The sequence below is a fragment of the Mucilaginibacter gynuensis genome (assembly GCF_039541195.1).
Classification (GTDB): domain Bacteria; phylum Bacteroidota; class Bacteroidia; order Sphingobacteriales; family Sphingobacteriaceae; genus Mucilaginibacter; species Mucilaginibacter gynuensis.
In genome coordinates this window covers 77,279-95,786 of the sequence record NZ_BAABFT010000001.1, presented here as the reverse complement: position 1 = coordinate 95,786, position 18,508 = coordinate 77,279, and the positions used below count along the sequence as shown (strand labels likewise).

Annotated in this window: 14 protein-coding genes; all 14 read right to left on the bottom strand. The window is 43.2% G+C overall.

All coding sequences use genetic code 11. The features are described 5' to 3' along the window. Positions 1 to 2 precede the first annotated feature (2 nt). The 14 genes from ABD894_RS00300 to ABD894_RS00235 all read right to left on the bottom strand — a co-directional run bounded on the left by ABD894_RS00300 (position 3) and on the right by ABD894_RS00235 (position 18,265). Positions 3 to 1,373: a lactate utilization protein B gene (locus ABD894_RS00300; RefSeq protein WP_345208970.1), complete on the bottom strand. Its 1,371-nt coding sequence runs from the start codon at positions 1,371 to 1,373 to the stop codon at positions 3 to 5. Between the two features lie 2 nt (positions 1,374 to 1,375). Beyond that, positions 1,376 to 2,110 carry a (Fe-S)-binding protein gene (locus ABD894_RS00295; RefSeq protein ID WP_345208969.1) on the bottom strand — a complete coding sequence of 245 codons (735 nt, stop codon included), beginning with the start codon at positions 2,108 to 2,110 and terminating at the stop codon, positions 1,376 to 1,378. Positions 2,111 to 2,165: 55 nt separating this feature from the next. Then, positions 2,166 to 2,996: an amidohydrolase family protein gene (locus ABD894_RS00290; protein WP_345208968.1), complete on the bottom strand. Its 831-nt coding sequence runs from the start codon at positions 2,994 to 2,996 to the stop codon at positions 2,166 to 2,168. Beyond that, positions 2,983 to 3,840, bottom strand: a complete 858-nt coding sequence (locus ABD894_RS00285) for a fumarylacetoacetate hydrolase family protein (RefSeq protein WP_345208967.1) — start codon at positions 3,838 to 3,840, stop codon at positions 2,983 to 2,985. Before ABD894_RS00285 ends, ABD894_RS00290 begins: the two co-directional genes overlap by 14 nt. Positions 3,841 to 3,868: 28 nt before the next feature. After that, positions 3,869 to 4,633, bottom strand: coding sequence for an SDR family NAD(P)-dependent oxidoreductase (locus tag ABD894_RS00280; protein WP_345208966.1), 765 nt, complete (start codon positions 4,631 to 4,633; stop codon positions 3,869 to 3,871). A gap of 45 nt (positions 4,634 to 4,678) precedes the next feature. Further along, positions 4,679 to 5,971 carry an alpha-L-fucosidase gene (locus tag ABD894_RS00275; RefSeq protein WP_345208965.1) on the bottom strand — a complete coding sequence of 431 codons (1,293 nt, stop codon included), beginning with the start codon at positions 5,969 to 5,971 and terminating at the stop codon, positions 4,679 to 4,681. A gap of 61 nt (positions 5,972 to 6,032) precedes the next feature. Then, the gene (locus tag ABD894_RS00270) at positions 6,033 to 7,241 is read right to left on the bottom strand and encodes a DUF4998 domain-containing protein (RefSeq protein ID WP_345208964.1); all 1,209 of its coding nucleotides are present in this window, start codon (positions 7,239 to 7,241) and stop codon (positions 6,033 to 6,035) included. Between the two features lie 28 nt (positions 7,242 to 7,269). Beyond that, complete coding sequence (locus ABD894_RS00265) at positions 7,270 to 8,499, bottom strand: DUF4959 domain-containing protein (RefSeq protein WP_345208963.1); 1,230 nt, start codon at positions 8,497 to 8,499, stop codon at positions 7,270 to 7,272. A gap of 29 nt (positions 8,500 to 8,528) precedes the next feature. After that, the gene (locus tag ABD894_RS00260; protein ID WP_345208962.1) at positions 8,529 to 10,424 is read right to left on the bottom strand and encodes a RagB/SusD family nutrient uptake outer membrane protein; all 1,896 of its coding nucleotides are present in this window, start codon (positions 10,422 to 10,424) and stop codon (positions 8,529 to 8,531) included. A gap of 50 nt (positions 10,425 to 10,474) precedes the next feature. Continuing rightward, complete coding sequence (locus tag ABD894_RS00255; protein WP_345208961.1) at positions 10,475 to 13,735, bottom strand: SusC/RagA family TonB-linked outer membrane protein; 3,261 nt, start codon at positions 13,733 to 13,735, stop codon at positions 10,475 to 10,477. 386 nt (positions 13,736 to 14,121) lie between these two features. Further along, positions 14,122 to 14,568 (bottom strand): L-rhamnose mutarotase, encoded by a 447-nt coding sequence (locus tag ABD894_RS00250; protein ID WP_345208960.1) that lies wholly within the window; start codon positions 14,566 to 14,568, stop codon positions 14,122 to 14,124. A 5-nt stretch (positions 14,569 to 14,573) separates the two neighbouring features. After that, positions 14,574 to 16,229, bottom strand: coding sequence for a sodium:solute symporter (locus ABD894_RS00245; protein ID WP_345208959.1), 1,656 nt, complete (start codon positions 16,227 to 16,229; stop codon positions 14,574 to 14,576). A gap of 18 nt (positions 16,230 to 16,247) precedes the next feature. Next, a complete protein-coding gene (locus ABD894_RS00240; RefSeq protein WP_345208958.1) occupies positions 16,248 to 17,468 on the bottom strand; it encodes an enolase C-terminal domain-like protein in 1,221 nt (406 codons plus the stop codon). A gap of 23 nt (positions 17,469 to 17,491) precedes the next feature. Next, entirely contained in the window at positions 17,492 to 18,265 is a 774-nt protein-coding gene (locus tag ABD894_RS00235) for an SDR family NAD(P)-dependent oxidoreductase (protein ID WP_345208957.1), read from the bottom strand. Between the last annotated feature and the right edge of the window lie 243 nt (positions 18,266 to 18,508).

Below are 18,508 nucleotides of genomic sequence, written 5' to 3'. Positions count from 1 at the left end.
TGTTATTTTCTGTTCTTTTTATACCATTCCCCAAACGATTCTGCCGGTGGTTCGGGCATATCGCGCTGTTTGTACCATGGGTTCAGTTTATTACTTACGGCAAAAGGCGCGTATTTCATTACCAGTCGCCCGGCCTTACCTGCTGTTTTAAATACAAATGATGATGACAGTGTAAACGTCATGGCTTTCATCCCCAGGCTTTTTTGCTTGCTGCTGTAACCGTTTTTTACAATTACCTGTCGCCATTTGTACAGCTGATCGTGGATATCAATCTTAACCGGGCATACGTTTGAGCATGAACCACATAGTGTTGAAGCAAACGGCAGATCGGAATATTTTTCCATATCCAGGTTAGGCGCCAATATAGAACCTATTGGACCTGCTACCGCTGTATGGTAGCTATGCCCGCCACTCCGGCGATAAACCGGACAAGTATTCATGCAGGCTCCACAACGGATACACTTCAGCGAATTGCGGAAATCTTCACGCCCCAATTGCACACTGCGGCCGTTATCTACAATAACAATATGCATTTCCTGTCCCGGCCTCGGTTTTTTAAAGTGGCTGGAATAGGTGGTAATAGGCTGCCCGGTAGCGCTGCGGGTAAGCAAGCGTAGAAACACGCCCAAATTTTCACGTTTGGGTATCAGCTTTTCGAACCCCATACTGGCAATATGTATATCGGCCAGGTGCGCCCCCATGTCGGCATTACCCTCATTAGTACAAACCACAAACTCGCCGGTTTCGGCAATAGCGAAGTTTACACCTGTTAAAGCCGCCTTACGCGTAAGGAAAGTTTCACGCAAGTGGATTCGTGCTGTTTCAGTAAGTACCTGCGGATCAGACATACCTGCCGGTGTACCCAAATGCTTGTGGAATATATCGCCTATTTCTTCTTTCTTTTTGTGGATGCAGGGCAGCACGATATGGCTTGGCGGTTCATTGGCCAATTGTACAATGCGCTCACCCAAATCGGAGTCGATCACCTCTACCCCATGCTTTTGCAGGTAATCATTCAGGTGGCACTCCTCGGTAAGCATCGATTTGCTTTTCACCATGCGTGTTACCTCCTTCTCTTTAAGTAAGGATAACACAATTTCGTTATGCTCGGCAGCATTGGCAGCCCAATGTACGGTTATGCCATTTGCCTGCGCGTTCGCCTCAAACTGCACCAAGTATTTGTGCATGTTTGAGAGCACATTATGCTTTATTAACGAAGCCGTTTCGCGCAATAATTCCCAATCTGCTATGCCATGTGAGGCACGGTCGCGTTTTTCGCGTATAAACCAAAGGGTTTCGTCGTGCCAGTTAACGCGGTCTTCATCCTTATTAAAAACCTCTGATAAGGCTGCATGGTCTTTTATCTCACTCATCCTTATTCGGCATTTAAAATTTCGGCAATATGTATCACTTTAACCGGGCTTTTGCCACGTTTAAGTATCCCTTCCATGTGCATCAGGCACGACATATCTGCCGCTGTAATGTACTCGGCATCGTGTTGTATATGATCGGCAACACGGTCTTTTCCCATCTTTACCGATACGGCTTCTTCGGTAACACAAAATGTACCACCAAAGCCACAGCATTCGTCGTTACGGCTTAAGTTTACCATTTGTATCCCGTTCACCATGCTTAAAAGCGTGCCCGGTTTTGAAAAAGGCTCGGCAGTTAATTCCGTCATTTGCGATATTTTCAAACCGCGTTGCCCGTGGCAGCTTTGGTGCAGGCCAACCCTGTACGGAAAGTTTGCTTTCAATTCCTTTACATGCAGCACATCGGTTAAAAACTCGGTAAGCTCATATATCCTTTTTCTGATGGTTTCGCCCGCGGCATGCTGTTTATCAGAGTGCAGGTGATCTTTGATATGCAAAGCACAACTCCCTGACGGAGAGACGATATAATCGTACCCGCTAAAGTTGTTAATGAATAATTCGTTAGTGCCTTTTGTTAAATGCTCATAGCCCGAATTGGCCATGGGCTGCCCGCAGCAAGTTTGGTTTTGAGGATAATCCACATCAACCCCAAGCTTCTCTAATAGTTGCAATGTTGCTATACCTACCTTGGGATAAAACTGATCAATATAACAAGGAATAAATAATCCGACCTTCATAGTAATTGGTAAAGATAGCTGCCTTCTTTCATCAAAAACATGGATTATCGGTTTTTTAAAGACGATAAAAGTCCATTGCGTTTTGCCCCCAGAATTGTGCTTGCTCTGTTTCTGTAAACTTAGCTGTGTAATCGGTAAGTACCTTTAATGCCCGGTTATATCCGCCTGCCAGGACATTAACCGGCCAGTCGGAACCAAACATTACCCGCTTTAAACCAAATGAGTTAAAAACTATATCAAAATAAGGTATAAAATCGGCGGCCTGCCAGCTGTGCCAGTCGGCCTCGGTTACAAAACCAGATACCTTGCAATATACATTCGGAAATTTGGCCAACCTTCCTATACCCTCCTGCCATTCGTCTATCAGGCCATCTTTGATCAGCGGTTTTGCCAAATGATCAATAACGAAGCGTTGTTCGGGGAAAGCCGCAACAAACTCGGCGGCTGCCTGTAAATGTTGCGGCTTTATTAAAATATCGTAAGTAAAATCGTACTTTTTAAGCAGCGAGATACCGTGCATAAATTTGGCGCCAAGCATAAACCGAACATCGGGCTCGGCTTGTAAAACATGCCGGAAACCTTTCAATTTCGGAAACCGGCTGTAATGCTCTAAACGCGATTCAATATCATCAGCCTGAAAATCAACCCAGCCTACTACACCTCTTATTATGTGGCTATCCTTTGCAAGTCCAAGCAAAAAATCGCTCTCCTTGTCAGATTGATCGGCTTGTATAGCTACGCAACCACTTATATGATTGTATTGTAATAAAGGCGCGAGGTTGTCAGGTAAAAAGTCCCTTTGAATAACACTCATGTCGTCGGTTATCCAGGCATCTTTTACCGGGTCATATATCCAGAAATGCTGATGCGAATCAATTTTTAGCATAAGCTATCAACGTTTGCTTTGAAGTGCCTAATCCGTCAATGCCTAACTCAACCACGTCGCCGGGTTTTAAGTATACCGGAGGTTTAAAGCCCAAACCAACACCTGCCGGTGTACCGGTAGAAATAATATCACCCGGAAGCAAGGTCATAAACTGGCTTACGTAGTGGATCAGATAAGGCACGTTGAATATAAAGTTAGAGGTTGAGCCATTCTGCATGGTTTCGCCATTAACGGTTAGCCATAAACGCAGGTTGTGCACATCGGCTATTTCTTCTTTAGTGGCCAAAAACGGACCAACCGGCGCAAAAGTATCACAGCCCTTACCTTTATCCCATGTACCGTTACGCTCTAACTGAAACTCACGTTCAGATACATCATTATGCAGGCAATAACCTGCTACATAGTCTAACGCTTCCGCTTCTTCAACATAAGATGCTTTTTTGCCGATAACGATAGCCAGCTCCACTTCCCAATCGGTTTTAACCGAATTTTTAGGGATAGTAATATCATCATTAGGGCCAACCAGCGCGGTGGTCGATTTAAAAAAGATCACCGGTTCTGATGGAATCGGCGCATTGGTTTCTTCGGCATGATCGCGGTAGTTTAAACCGATACATACAATTTTAGATGGGCGCGCTACCGGTGAGCCTAATCTTTCAGCGTCAGCAATTACAGTTAACGCTGCATTGTGCTCATCTACATATTGCTGTAAACGGGCAAGGCCATCATTTTCAAAAAAAGCTTCGTTGTAATCTTCGCCAAAGGCAGATGTATCATATTTTATATCATCTATAATCACACCGGTTTTCTCTTTACCCGGCTGTCCGTATCTTATCAGTTTCATGAAGTATTTGTATTGTGGTATATGGAAATTAGTTGTTCAGTTTGATAAACCCGCCATCGATAGGGTAATCTGTACCGGTAATAAAACCGGCCTCGTCAGAGCAAAGGTATAATGCCAGCGCTGCTACTTCCTCGGGCTTGCCCATACGGCCTATCGGTTGGCTTTTTGATAGTTTTTCAAATATTTCGGCTTCTTTACCGGCGTAGTTCTTGGCGATAAAACCGTCAACAAACGGTGTATGTACACGTGCCGGCGAAATGGTATTGCAACGGATATTATCGTTAATATAATCGCGTGCCACGGAAAGGCTCATGGCATAAATAGCGCCTTTTGTCATGGAGTAAGCAAACCTGTCGCTGATGCCTACCGACGATGCAATCGATGCCATATTTAGCACAACGCCGCCGCCGTTAGCTTTCATCACCGGGATGACAGCATATAACGCGTTGTACGCGCCCTTCACATTTACATTATACAGACGGTCAAGATCGGCCTCCGTAGTATTTTCGAGATTACCAACATGTGCTATGCCCGCGTTATTTACCAGGATATCTACCTTACCAATTTCCGCGAAAACGGCTAATACCTGCTCTTGCTTGCTGATATCGGCCTCATAAGAAAAAGCCTTTGAACCGGCCTCCTCAATTTCGGCAACAGTTTGCTCGGCCGCGGCTTTGTTTAATTCGATGATGTGCACTGTAGCGCCCTGCTTGGCAAACAGAACAGATATTGCCCTGCCTATACCACTACCTCCGCCGGTAATAACGGCATGTTTGTTTTGTAAGTTGAACATTAAATTATTATACGGTTATATATTTATAAAGTGTTGATTACAAAATTATGAGGTTGTAACCACCGGCAGGCTTTCAGCGTTTTTATCCAATTCCAGCACAATAACATTACTGTTTGCATCAGGTAAATTATCCGGCAGATCAATGGTTACTGTAGCGCCTTGTTTGAAGCTCAATACGGTGCCATTCATAAAGGTTGCTTTTTTAATAACGGCTTCCTTTAAGGCCGGCAAGGTAAGCATATTGCCTTCTTTTTTAAAGAGGTGAACAAATATTTTATTCCCTTTACGTGTAGTGCCGTAAATATCATTAGGTACATAAGGGCCGCCCTTCGTACTGTAAATAGCAGAACCATATACTTTTAACCAATCACCCATTTCTTTTAAACGGTTAATTTGCCGCTGTTCAATACGGCCATCCATCATGGGGCCAACATTGAACAACAGGTTACCATTGCCGCTGGCGGTTTTAGCCAAGGTTTGTATACATTCTTTCGCCGATTTCATACCGTCGTTAGGTTTCCAGCTCCATTGGTTACATATAGTCATGCAGGTTTCCCAGGGTTCAACCATGTTCAGCTTGCCAATTTGTTGCTCCGGAGTGAGGTAATCCCCTACCGCGCCATCGCCCGAAAGTGTATTTGGATCCTTGCCTAAGCGGTTATTCACCACAATATTTACATCAAGGCTTTTAATGTGGTTATACACTTCGCGGCCGTATTCATTTTTCCAAGGCTCTTCCCAATAGCCATCAAACCAAAGCATTGCCGGGTGGTATTTAGTGATGACTTCCGTCAGTTCGTTTTTCATACGACCTACAAACGCTTTCATGTCGCCTTTTACTTTAGGCTCTTTAGCATTGCGGTGTTCGGGGTAATCGGCATCATGCCAGTCGAGCACGGTAAAGTATATGCAGAATACAATCCCCTGCTTTTTACAGGCTTTGGCCAGTTCGCCAACTATATCGCGCTTAAATGGCGATTTGGTAATGTTATAATCAGAATAAGCGGTAGGCCACAGGCAGAAACCATCGTGGTGCTTGCTGGTGATGGTAAGGTATTTCATACCGGCATCTTTCGCCGTTTTTACCCATTCATCAGCATTAAACAGTACCGGGTTAAACTCTTTGTACAGGTTATCATAATCATCGCCTGGAACCTGTTCGTTTCTGCTCCACCCTATTTCGGTACCGCGCAAAGTTACCGGCCCAAAGTGGATGAACATGCCAAAGCGATGATCCATAAACTTATCCATAACCGCCTTGGGTGTTTTAAGCTGTGCCTGCCCAAAGCTTGTACTTAATACAGATAACAGGAATATGGCTAATAAATATTTTTTCATAACAGATGCTATTATAAAACATTAACCCGGTGATTGGCCGGGCTAATGTTATTCAATTGTTTTATTCTCTATTCCAGAAGGTAAACTCGCTGATATTGCTGTAGTTTTCGCCGGAGAAGTTTGTTTTAACACGAATCCTTATATAACGTACGGGATGAGGACTGCTTAACAAGTCAGTTTTATATGCCGCCTTTCCGTCATCCGTTCTTACAACTTCTTTAAGCAACGTCCAGCCTTTGGCTACCATTTCATCTTTCCAGCCGGCATCGGTTGATGGTAAATTTGTAGCCGCGGCATTGATATTATCTGTAGCTATACCCCATATTTCAAAATCAAGCGGATTATGCGATTGATCTCTGCCGGTTTCTTCAACTTGGGCCAGGTAATTGTATACTGCGCCCAAATCAAAGGTGAAATGATGCGGCAACCTTGCTTCATTGGAGTGAAAGATATTAGGATAGCCTTGCGGACCTACGCTACCATCCCACATTTTTTCGAGACTGGTACCAAAATCGGCATGTACATCATTAGGCAGGCTTATCGCTTTAAATAATGATTTAGGGCACTGTACCAACCTGAAGATTGTAGGATAGGTACTATAATCGGCCACCTGGAAAACATCTATTGACGAGCGCTCCGGTATGTATGATGATTTATAAGTAACATCAGTACCGTATTTAAAATCGGGTAGTAAGATGCTCGAACTATCGCCGCTTAAATTGAGCGTTACATTTTCTCCGGAAGTTTTAGTGTATCGTATTTCGGTAGCAATATTGATAGTATCTGCATTAGTAAAGTTTAAACGCACCGCACCTGTTGTTAAATTAACAAAAGGGGTATTGCCATCATAAGCCCTGTTTAACAGTGTACTGTTGTAAATTGGGCCATAAACCTTAACGTTATTTACTTCTTTGGATATTGACCGGTTACCCTTACCATCCTGAGAGTAAATTACAAATGAGTAAACAAATTCGTTAAGGCCATTGATGATAGTGCTAACGCTATCAGTTTTAGCAGTGATATTAACCACTTGCGAATCGGCCCTGTTGTTCCAGTACACCACATACTTTGTGATACTTGGGTCGGTGCTCGATTTCCATTTCAATTCTACACGTAAATTGCCTGGGTGGGTGGTTACATTACCTACTGCACCTGTATATACAATTTCGTGGTCGTTATAAAATTCCTTAAAATCGGTCACCTGCTTATTACAGCTGTACACAGCAGCAAGCGCCAGGCAACTAAATATGATATATATGATCTTTTTCATTTTTTGCTGATTTTAATAGTTCAAAAACTTATTCCGGTTTGCCATAGAAGGAGAATTCCAAAATATGCGCGAAATCGCCACCCGACCATGTTCTGGCTACCGAAACACGGATGAACTTAACCGATGGCGCATTAAACGGCACATTGAAGTTTACACCCTTGGTTACAAAATCGATATCGGCAGGTGTTATAGCTGTAGGCGGGAAACCAGACGGCGGATCAGGAAAATGATAATTAGCCATATTGATCCAATCGCCCACAACAGCACCTACCGGAGCTTGCAACGGCAACCTGGCATCGGCAGGTGAGTTAGCATTTGAACCCCATATACTAAAATCGCGTGGGTTACCATGGCCATAAGACCAGGTACCCGATCTTTCCCACATTACAAAACGACTTAATTTATAAGTTGGGCCTACACCAAATGTGCAGGTAAACGGCGGAGTAGAACCATCTGTATGCCAGCCCGGTTCGCCGGTATTGCCATCCCAAAGGTTTCTAACTATCCAACCACCGCCCGAATATAACGGCGCGTCTGTTGGTAACGGAAAGTTGAAGAACTTACTTTTATCAAGCATTTCTTCAAAAAGAGGATTCAGGTTTGCTTTAAGTGTATCAGAAATATTTCCCCATTGGTCGGTAACGTAAACTCCGAAATCGCGGGCATCTGTATTATAACCACGTAAGGAATAATCAATGGTATCGGTTTTGGTAAAATGCTGATCCTGCACTTCCAGTGTTTTGGTTACATCATCATAAGCCACTACTATAATACCTATCTCTTTACGTAGCGGATTAAGCGCTTTTACGTTAACACCACCAAAATCGGGCGTAATAGCTACGCTTGGGCGCACCAGTTGATAAACCGGGGTTTCGGGGTGAACCTTTACCGTAATAGGATCAGACATTACATTGGCGCGACTAACCGTATACAATGTTACATCATAATCTTGCGAGGCCTTAAAGCCATTTACCACAACGGTATCTTTGTAGTATGATGATTTTGTTTCGCGTGATGCTTTATCATTAATATGATACTTAGCCAACACGTACAAAATATTGTCGGAGTTCGGCAGGTCATAGGTGATATTGGCACCACCGTTAAAGTTATCTACCTTAATATTGGTTACCACGCCCGGTTTTGTACCATCATTTGATATAGGCCCGGTGTTGTAACCATCGTTTCGCTTACATGAAGCTATGCCAATCATTAGCAAGCCTATTAGTACCTGTAATGAGTAATTTTTAATATTTTTCATAATCTCACAATTATTAATTGGATAACAGGTTACCAATTCGGATTTTGAACAAGGTTAGTATTTACTATCAGCGCGTCGGCTTTAATTGGCCACAGGTAATTCCGTGTATTGAAAACCGGTGTTACAATAGTACGCGGGCGATAGTAGTTTATTGGTGATTCTTCTGCCACGTTCCAACCTTGCAATGGCCTGCTCATGGCAGTTTGCAATTCTTTCCAACGGCGCAAATCCCAACCTGCTTGTTTCTCAAAACAAAGTTCTATTCTTCTTTCCTGGTGAATGATCTGGCGTAAGCCATCTTTAGTGGTGAATTTAGTTGGCGTTCTTGAGAAGTTAGTCCAGGCCTCTTCAACACCTGTTAAACCTGCACGAGCCCTAACCCTGTCAACATAGCTTAATACCTCAGCATAAGGCCTGCCTTGTTCGTTCAGTATTTCGGCATATAGCAGGTACATGCCTGCTAACCTGATGCGAGGCAAGCGAAAATCCTCCCAGGTCATGGTTTTATCGTATACCGTTAAGTAATTAACTAGTTTTTTAGGCCAGTACCCTGTTACGTTAATACGGATATTATCTTTAGGGCCGGCAAATGACGAACTGCTTCGGGCTGATACCCATAACGCGTTTTCACCGTTGCCCAAAATGCCATTACCATACCAAACACCACCATCAAAAGCAAGATCGGCATAAAAACGAGCCTCGCGGTGAAAGTGTGCTTTTACAGTTTGATAACCGTTGTGGATGTAGAACCTGTTAGCATCATCACCTGTTTGCAAATTGTAGCGCCCATTATAATCCCAGTTTTTATCCTCATTAATTGGTACGCCATTTTCAGTATAATACAACTCCTGCTGGCTTATAGGCGCTGCCAGTGTACCCTGAGCAATCAGGTTTTTAGCCGCGTCTGACGTTAACCTTGGCATAAAATATTCCTGGTTGCCGAAGCCGAAGGTTGGGTTTAACGCCCATATTATCTCCGGGTTGGTTTCCCATTTATCGGTAACAGTAGTTTGCAGGTTTAATACTTTCTTTAATGAGTCGGTTAAGTTTTGAGGGATTGATGCTGACGTAAGCAACGTATGCAAACGATAACCATTAGCTTCAGCATTTTGTATAGCCTCGTTGCAGGCAATTGCAGCCCTGTCCCATTTTGTGGCATCATAAGTAGGGCTAAATAATGCTTCACCGTCTTTATTTTTTAATCCTACAAAATCAGGGTTGCCATTAAATAACGGGCTTGCAGCTGTTGCCAACACTTCGGCTTTTACACTAAGTGCTATAGTCCTTGTAATACGGCCCAGTTCCTGGGTTTGGTTTTGAATGAATGGTGGCAGATCAGGCACTGCTTCATCAATAAGCCTTACTATATAATTCACTACAGAATCTGCCGGGGCGCGTTTCACCTTTAAATCTTCAGGCTGACTGGTTACAGGCAGGTTTTTATCCATAATAGGAATAGGACCATACATGCGGTACAAAAAGTAATTATAGTAGGCTTTCAAAAATTTAACCTCTGCAATCCATCTGGCTTTTTCGCCTACGGTAAGGTCAATAGGTTTGTCAATGTTCTCCAGCATGGTGTTGCATCTTCTTAATGCAACAAATATTTTTTGACCACCATTTTCGCCATCCCAATAGTTCAAACCTACATTTTGAGTGGTTTGAGTACCTCTAATAATGTTAAAGCCGGTTGGATCAACACCTTGGTTATCGGTAAGGTTATTCGGGAATATCACCTCGCCCGAGGTAGTAAAACCCGGATCGTTTTGCGTACCCGCGAAATTTTGCAAAGTATTGTAGCAGGTGAATAAGTAATTTTCGGCTTCGTTCCTGTTCCTGAATGCATAATCAATAGTACCTACGTTATCAGGCGTAACATCAAGGTACTTTTTACACGATACGCTTGTTACAGCGATAACTATCATGTATATATATTTATAGTACGATTTCATATCTAAATATTTATCAGTTAATGTTATATACCCACGTTTATACCCATGTTAAACACTTTTTGTATAGGGTATGCGAAGCCATTACCGCCCAATTCCGGATCCCACATTTTGAAAGGGCTCCAGGTAATAAGGTTCAAGCCGTTAACATATATACGCGCGGTTCTTAGGCCTAAAACTTTAGCAGCTGTCGCGGTTAAACTGTAACCTATCTCGGCCGATTTCAGACGAATAAAGCTACCGTCGCGCATCCACCAGGTACTTGTTTGCCTGTTATTTTCAATTTGCGCGCCGTTGGCACCTAACCTTGGGTACATGGCATACAGGTTTTGATTATCTTCCGACCAGTGATTGTCGGCATAATCCTGCAATAGCTGGGTATTACCGGTATAATATGAATCAGGGCTTTTGATGAACGGACTGGTACGTGCAGGGTCTATAAAGAAAGATACCTTAGCCTGTCCCTGGAAGAACGCTGATATATCAAAACCTTTGTATCCGGCTGATACACCAAAACCATACACAATTTGCGGAATATAAGGGTTACCTAAAAATGTTTGATCGGCGCCGTCAATTTTACCATCATTATTTAAATCGCGGTATTTGATGTCACCACCCATTGGAGCGATACCACCTGTACTGAAGATCTGTGTAGGCGAGTTACGGGCTTCTTCATCATCAACAAATAAACGCTCGGCTACATAACCGAAATTGCGGTTAATGGCCTGACCGGTTAAATGACGATAAGCTTCGGGATAATCGGGCTCCTCAAATTTGGTATACTTATTTTCGGTATAAGTAAAGTTACCGCGTGCCGATATAAAGCCGGTTTTGCCTATTTGCCTTTTACCATCAATTTGAATATCAATACCTTTTGATTCAGCTTTACCGATGTTAGCTGCAATAGCGGCCTCTAAACCAGTAGTGCTTGGTATACTGCTGAAGCTACGGTTTTGTAAAATATTGTATTTGTTGTTTTTGTATACCTCTGCAACTACGTTAAAGTTCTTGAACAAAGTAAACTCTACGCCCAAGTTGATCTGTTTTGAGGTTTCCCAGGTTACGTCATCGTTTTGATAGTTACGTATGGTAACACCATTGCGGCTGTAACCATTGCTGCTACCAAATGATGAGCCTGCACCGCCGTTAAGATTTACGTCGGACAGGTAGAAGAACCTCCTGTCGCTAATGGCATCGTTACCTACTAAACCGTAGCTGGCTCTCAATTTAAAGCGGTCGACTACTTGAGAAAGGTCACCCCAGAATTTCTCTTCAGACACGATCCAAGAACCACCAATGGTTGGGAAGAAACCGTAACGGTGCTGCGAAGAGAAACGCTCTGAACCGTTATAGCCAAAGTTGAACTCTAAATAATACCTGCTTTTGTATGAGTAGGTAGCGCGACCTGCCAGTGTAAGGTTACGGAAAGGCAAAGCGTTAAATAAACTGTTGGCATTGGCATAAAGCGTTTGCTGGCGTGTACCGATCAACGCACTGCTGATGTTATGATCTTTACCAAATGTTTTGGCATAATCTAATACGCCCTGAAAGTAAATGAAGTTATCCAATACGCTGGCACCGGGATAGTAGGAAAGGTATTCCTGCGCCTGGCCGGGCTGGTTGTTTAACCATTTAAGCACATAGGTATTTGAAAGCTTATCGTACGTATCAATATTATAATAAAACGGGCTATAATAAGTAGAAGACTGGAAGCTTGCATGCCTGTTGGTGCTGAATATACCGTGGAAGTTAAGACCCGAAGTAATAAAATCAAGGTTTTGATTTAACTCCAGTTGAGCCAGCATCCTCGATTCTGATGAGTTTTTGTGGCCTTGCAGCAAGTACGCGTAAGGGTTAATATTTTCGGTTGACCCAGTACTTACACCCGGCGTATTACCGAATAATATGTGCTGCACATTCTGATTAGCTGCATCGGGCTCGTAAAATGCCGGGAACAATACCGGACTGGTATGTGATGCCAGGTTATAAAGGTCGGTTGAGAAACCACCATCAGGTGTTTGCGGACCGTTATACTCGTTGAAAGTACCCGATAAACGGATGATCAACTCTGTTTTATCGGTAACGTTAATGTTTACGTTAGAACGCAACTGATAATTTTGGAACTTAACGTTGTTGTTGTTATTGTTACGGATATCGGTACGTAAAATACCGTTATCGTTAGTGTACGAACCGGCAACATAATAGCGTGCTACGCCGCCACCACCCTGAAGGTTTAAGTTACCACGTTGGGTAGACGTGCGTTTTTTGAAGAGCATATCTAGCCAGTCGACCGCCGGATAAACGTATGGGTTACTGCCCGGCGCGTTGTTTAAAGTTGCCTGGGTATTTAATATTTTATTTTCGGTGAACGGACGGATAGCCAGCGGATCGCGGGTTACGGTAGCTTCGTTGAAAAGCCTCATGTAAGTGATCGGATCGGCCAGGTCAAGCGTTTTTACCGATTGAGAAAGCGAGTTCTCTAACCTTACATTGATCTGTGGCTTGCCTGCTTTACCCTCTTTGGTTTTTACTAAAATAACACCGTTACCACCACGTGCACCGTATAATGCGGTAGCACTTGCATCCTTTAATATCGAAAAGCTCTCTATGTCGTCAACCTGTAAACGGGCTAAATCCGTAGCGGTAAGCTCAACGTTATCAATCAAAATAAGCGGGTCTTTTTTATAACCGAAAGTAGTTACACCACGAATGAAGAAGTTTGAATTATCCTGCCCAGGCTGGCCGCTTGGCTGATAAGCGATAACACCGGCCACCTGCCCTGCCAGCGCGTTGGTTAAGTTACTTGCAGGTATTTTTAAGTTGCCGGGCTTAACTGTGGTAACAGAACCTACAATGGCTTCGCGGGTTTGCTTACGGCTGTAAGCGGTAATTACCACTTCGTCGGCCAGTGTATTGGTTGATTCTTTTAAAACGATGCGTACCGAGCGTTGGCTGGCCGATGCGGTAAAGGTTTTATCGGTATAACCTACATAGGTTATCTTTAGCAAGGTACCGGGCTCTACATCAAGCACAAATTTACCGTTCGCGTCGGTTGATGTGCTTTGGCCTTTTTTGTCGGCGGGGCCAACGTTGGCACCAATTACCGTTACGCCAAGGGTATCAACCACTGTACCCGTTATGGTAATTTTTGTTTGATTTTGCGCAAATGTGCTGTCACAGCATCCAAACACAATTAACAAGAACAGTAACCGGCAAAAAACGGCTGCATACTTGTTTGGAATTTTTAACACCAGGAGGCGTTTACTTAATTCGTAAATTTGCTTCATAAAATGGTTTAATAATTAGTTATAAATAGTTTATAATCAAAAAGATACAGGGATGCACTTTTATTGCACCTTCATTTTCATTAATGAAAGCTTGGTTTTATATCTAAAAAATTATTTGGCTTATGAAACAAATGTATAGTAAGCTGATACGGCTATAAATGGTGTATTCTTTTATTATAATGGACTATTCGATTATTTAATTCCTTTTTTATTTTTCGAATTTGAACACACCTTATTTTATTAAGATGGTAAGTTTTTAATCAAAATAATACCATTTAAACAACGACAATTTCAACGAGATGGACTTTAATAGACAAAACAAGCCCCATCATACATATTTGAAGTATGTTTAATGAGCAAATAATGCATCATTGTATGGGTATGGTTCAATTGGTATGAAATACCTCTTCCATGTTTGCCCATGTTTCGCCTTTGGCGGCGGCCTCTGGTAATGGTATTTGTGCAGGGGCGGTTTCTTTCCACCATTTTTGCGTGGTGCTGTCGGCCGCCATTTTCTTCATGTCGGCTTTAAAATCGGCCCCTGTGTATTCAAAATAGCTAAACAAGAAATACTTACCATCTATTTTTTGCAGGTAGATGGAATAGTTTTGAATATTACATTCCTTAATTTTTTTCAATACACCGGGCCAGGCATTGGCATGCAGCTTTTTGTAATATTCCAATTTTTCGGGTTTAAGGCCCGTCACCATGCCGAAACGCTGAGGCTTAGCAGGCGCTTCAGATGACGTTAGCTCCGTATTTGTACACGATATTGCAACGCAAATAATAATTAGCGCGATAATATTTAATAATGTTAAGCGTGTTTGTTTCATAAAATTTATCTGAAGATCCAAAACAGTGCCGACATGATAAGCAGCAGCACGATGGACAATAGCTTATAATTCCCTATGCCGCTCCATCCCGGAGTTTTAAATGATTCGAACGGTGATTTCCAATACAGGTTCTCGCTTTCGGCAGTGTGCCGTACCGGGTATATGTACGAGAAGCTAACCTGCAACAGTACACAAACGCAGAACAGGTAAAATGCCATCATCATAAAGGGCACATGACCAATAAGGGTATCAGGATATAACTTACTCACCGTGAACACTGCCACCCCGATTGCCGAACCTATCCATAAGGTTAATTTTGATGATTGTGCCGATGCCTTACTCCAAAATACACCTAATAAAAACACGCAGGTTATTGGAGGGGCTATGTGCGCTATAATGTCGTTCAGTCCATTGAAAATGCTTTCGTAACTATTCAGCAGAGGCAGTAACAACAGCGATAATATCATGGCTACACCTGCTGAGATCTTACCTGTTTTCACCAGGCTTTTATCTGTAGCATCGGGTTTGTAGCGTTTGTAAATATCGTAGCTCACCATGGTTGAGATGGAGTTTAACGCGCCCGAGATCTGGCTCATTAAGCCTGATAACAACGCGGCAACCAGTACCCCGATCAATCCTTTCGGGATTAATTGGATGATCATCAATGTGTAGATACCTTTACTGTTCACTACCTCTTTACCTGCCTGCACATTGGTTAACGCTGATATATCTAAATGACCGCTTTTTGATAATGTGTAAGCGAACAGGCCCGGTAATACAAAAATAAATACGGGTAGTATTTTAATAAAGCCGCAAAACAGCGGCCCCACACGGGCATGGTTCTCATCTTTTGCACCCAATACACGCTGCACAATGGTTTGATCGGCACACCAGTACCATATACCCAGCACCGGGTAACCTAAAAATATGGAATACCACGGTATGCCGCTGCTATCGCCATGCGGGCGCATCATAGATAATTTATCCATTTGTCCGCTGTTTTTAAGCACCTCAACCATTGGCTCCCAGCCGCCCATTTTGTTATAGGCCACCACGCTCATGATCACCGCGCCGCTTAAAAGCACAATGGTTTGTATCGATTCGGTCACTACCACCGCGGTTAAACCGCCCACCACTGTATATATAGCGGTAAGGATAGAAATGATGATCACACTCGTATACATATCCACCCCAAACAATGTTTGCAACACAATGCCGCCGGCCAATAGCGAGAACGAGATATGAATAATGACAGCCGATACCACCGATACGATAGCCAGCCAATCGCGGCTTGAACGGTCGTATCGTTTCTCGAGGAAATCGGGCAGCGTTGCTACGCCTGATTTGATGTAGAAAGGCACAAAGAACAGCGATAGCAATATCAGCGTGAACGATGCCATCCACTCAAAATTGCCGTTAAGCAAGCCAGTATCGAAACCGCTTTGCGCCAAACTCACCAAATGCACACAAGATATATTGGTAGCGAAAAGTGCCAAGCCTATCATCGGCCAGCGAAGCGTTTTACCCGCCAAAAAATATTCGCCCGCGGCATTGGTCTTGTTTTTGGTTTTACTTTGGTGCCTTATACCGGCCCACAAACCCACCAGCACTATACCCAGTATGTATAAGGCACTTATAGTAATATCAAGAGAACCTATCATTTTATTAAATGCTGTATATTATTTAAAATCGCAACTGCTGCCGGGTACCTGCGGCGTAATGTAAACCCCATTCTCAATCTTTACCGGGTTTACAAAATGTTTTTGCAAATGCGGAATGTGCTCTAAAAATAAAGCTTCGTGCCCAAGTTTTATATGGTTAAATAAAACCAAATGCTGGTGTAACTGCCCCATATCGCCTACGTGCGGTACAACCGGAACGCCATATTTTTTACATAATAAACTGGTGGTAATAAATTCGCTTACGCCACCTACCCTTACCGCGTCAACCTGTATAAAGCCAGCGGCACCTGTTTGCAGGTAGTTTTTAAATATTACCCGGTTAGGCACATGCTCGCCTAATGCCAGCTTTACCGGGGCAATAGCATCAGCCAGTGTTTTATGCGCCAGTACGTCGTCGGGGTGCGTTGGCTCTTCTATCCAGTATGGGTTCATCTTCTTCAGTTCGCCGCAAATGGCTATGGCTTGCGGCAGGTTCCATTGCTGGTTGGCATCAAGCATTACTTTTACGTTATCTCCGGCTACTTCCCTTACAATATTCGATCTACGGATATCCCTTTCAGGATCGGCAGAACCTACCTTCAGCTTCATTGCTGTAAAACCCTCGGCAATAGCCTTATGGCAATTCTCTCGCACTTTTTCGTCGGAATAATTGAACCAGCCAATCGAGGTATCATATCCCGGGTAACCGGTTTCTAAAACAGACTGGCGTGCTAAACTTCCGTCCTGCTGCCCTGCAATAAGGCTGATCGCCTGCTCACGGGTAAGCTCGTCTTCGAGATACGAAAGATCAAGCGTATTCACAATTTGCTCGGGCGACAGATCGATCAGTAATTTCCATAGCGGTACACCCCGTTTTTTGGCCCACAGATCGTAACAGGCATTGGTAACCGATGCCAACGCCAAATGCACCACACCCTTATGAGGCCCAAGCCAGCGGAACTGCTGCTCGTTTGACAGTTGCAAAAATATACTGCCAAAATCCCCCATTACCTCTTCAATATCCTTCCCTCTGAATTTTTCGGCGTAAAACTGCGCTGCTTTGCAAACCAGGTCGTTGCCTTCACCCAATGTAAATGCGAGGCCGGTACCTATAAGACCGCTATCATCCTGCAATTCGGTTACGGCGTAAGAGTATATGGGGTCGCGGTGTATGGCATCGCTGCCTGCATTACCATCTAACTTAAAACGAACGTCTTTAACTTGTATATTTTTAATCATTGTATTTTGTGCTGATTGGGGTATTATTTATTGGTGCGATAACCGAGTTCGGCACCGGCGCTTACCGGCATTATGCAGCCTGTTATAAAGCGGGCTTGTTCCGATATCAAAAACAAACAAGCATCGGCAATTACATCGGCTTCGGGGCAATAGCCCAACAAATGAATGTTATCCAGATATTTCTCTATCGATGATGGGTCGGGCTGCTGACTGCTCCAGTTCCTTAGCATAGGTGTCCAAACACCCGCGGGCGCAATAGCGTTCACCCTAATACCCAAATGCGCGTAATCTATCGACATTGATTTAGTAAGCGAATTGATAGCGCCCTTGGTGGCTGTGTAAGCGGCATGTATATCCTGCCCAATTTCGGCAGTTATGCTACTTGTACTTAATATGTTGCCTTTGGTTTTTATCAGTTCGTTAATGCCGTAACGGGTAGTATTATATAAACCTTTTACATTAACATCAAATAAGCGTCCCCACTCCTCTTCTGTGGTTTCGTGTAATGGCTTTGAGGGATCGGAAATGCCGGCGTTATTGTGTATTACGTTTATTTTACCGAAACGCTCTACCGTTTTTTCAATGGCATTTTTTATTTCGTCGCCTTTTGAAACATCAGCCTTAACGTACAAAACATCATCGCCGTTTAGCTTTTCATTGGCTCGTTCTATGCTTTCGTGGCAGTTGGCTATGATGGATAATTGTGCTCCGGCTGCGCGAAAAACTTTTGCGCATTCAAAACCTATCCCTTCGGTGCCTCCTGTTAAAAAAACAACTTTATCTTTTAATAACTGCATATTGTTTAGGACGCGTGTTTTGTTAAATATTAATATCTGTTAAATCGTTAAACCACGTTATAAAACCCGGCAATGCCATCAAAACATCCTGACAATGAAATGTTAAGTACTATGGCTGTGCTAAAAATTTATAACCGTGTTTGTTTAATTACCTGAACAAGCCTGAATGATTTAGCATTGCTTTATTTGGCATTGGTTTAATAATAGGTTGTTCAGCGTGGTTTATTGATTTAAGCCAAAATT

Coding starts and splice junctions, on each gene's coding strand:
- ABD894_RS00295 (WP_345208969.1), bottom strand. CDS start 2,110: ATGAAGGTCGGATTATTTATTCCTTGTTATATTGATCAGTTTTATCCC.
- ABD894_RS00290 (WP_345208968.1), bottom strand. CDS start 2,996: ATGCTAAAAATTGATTCGCATCAGCATTTCTGGATATATGACCCGGTA.
- ABD894_RS00245 (WP_345208959.1), bottom strand. CDS start 16,229: ATGATAGGTTCTCTTGATATTACTATAAGTGCCTTATACATACTGGGT.
- ABD894_RS00235 (WP_345208957.1), bottom strand. CDS start 18,265: ATGCAGTTATTAAAAGATAAAGTTGTTTTTTTAACAGGAGGCACCGAA.
- ABD894_RS00270 (WP_345208964.1), bottom strand. CDS start 7,241: ATGAAAAAGATCATATATATCATATTTAGTTGCCTGGCGCTTGCTGCT.
- ABD894_RS00250 (WP_345208960.1), bottom strand. CDS start 14,568: ATGAAACAAACACGCTTAACATTATTAAATATTATCGCGCTAATTATT.
- ABD894_RS00280 (WP_345208966.1), bottom strand. CDS start 4,633: ATGTTCAACTTACAAAACAAACATGCCGTTATTACCGGCGGAGGTAGT.
- ABD894_RS00265 (WP_345208963.1), bottom strand. CDS start 8,499: ATGAAAAATATTAAAAATTACTCATTACAGGTACTAATAGGCTTGCTA.
- ABD894_RS00285 (WP_345208967.1), bottom strand. CDS start 3,840: ATGAAACTGATAAGATACGGACAGCCGGGTAAAGAGAAAACCGGTGTG.
- ABD894_RS00260 (WP_345208962.1), bottom strand. CDS start 10,424: ATGATAGTTATCGCTGTAACAAGCGTATCGTGTAAAAAGTACCTTGAT.
- ABD894_RS00275 (WP_345208965.1), bottom strand. CDS start 5,971: ATGAAAAAATATTTATTAGCCATATTCCTGTTATCTGTATTAAGTACA.
- ABD894_RS00300 (WP_345208970.1), bottom strand. CDS start 1,373: ATGAGTGAGATAAAAGACCATGCAGCCTTATCAGAGGTTTTTAATAAG.
- ABD894_RS00255 (WP_345208961.1), bottom strand. CDS start 13,735: ATGAAGCAAATTTACGAATTAAGTAAACGCCTCCTGGTGTTAAAAATT.
- ABD894_RS00240 (WP_345208958.1), bottom strand. CDS start 17,468: ATGATTAAAAATATACAAGTTAAAGACGTTCGTTTTAAGTTAGATGGT.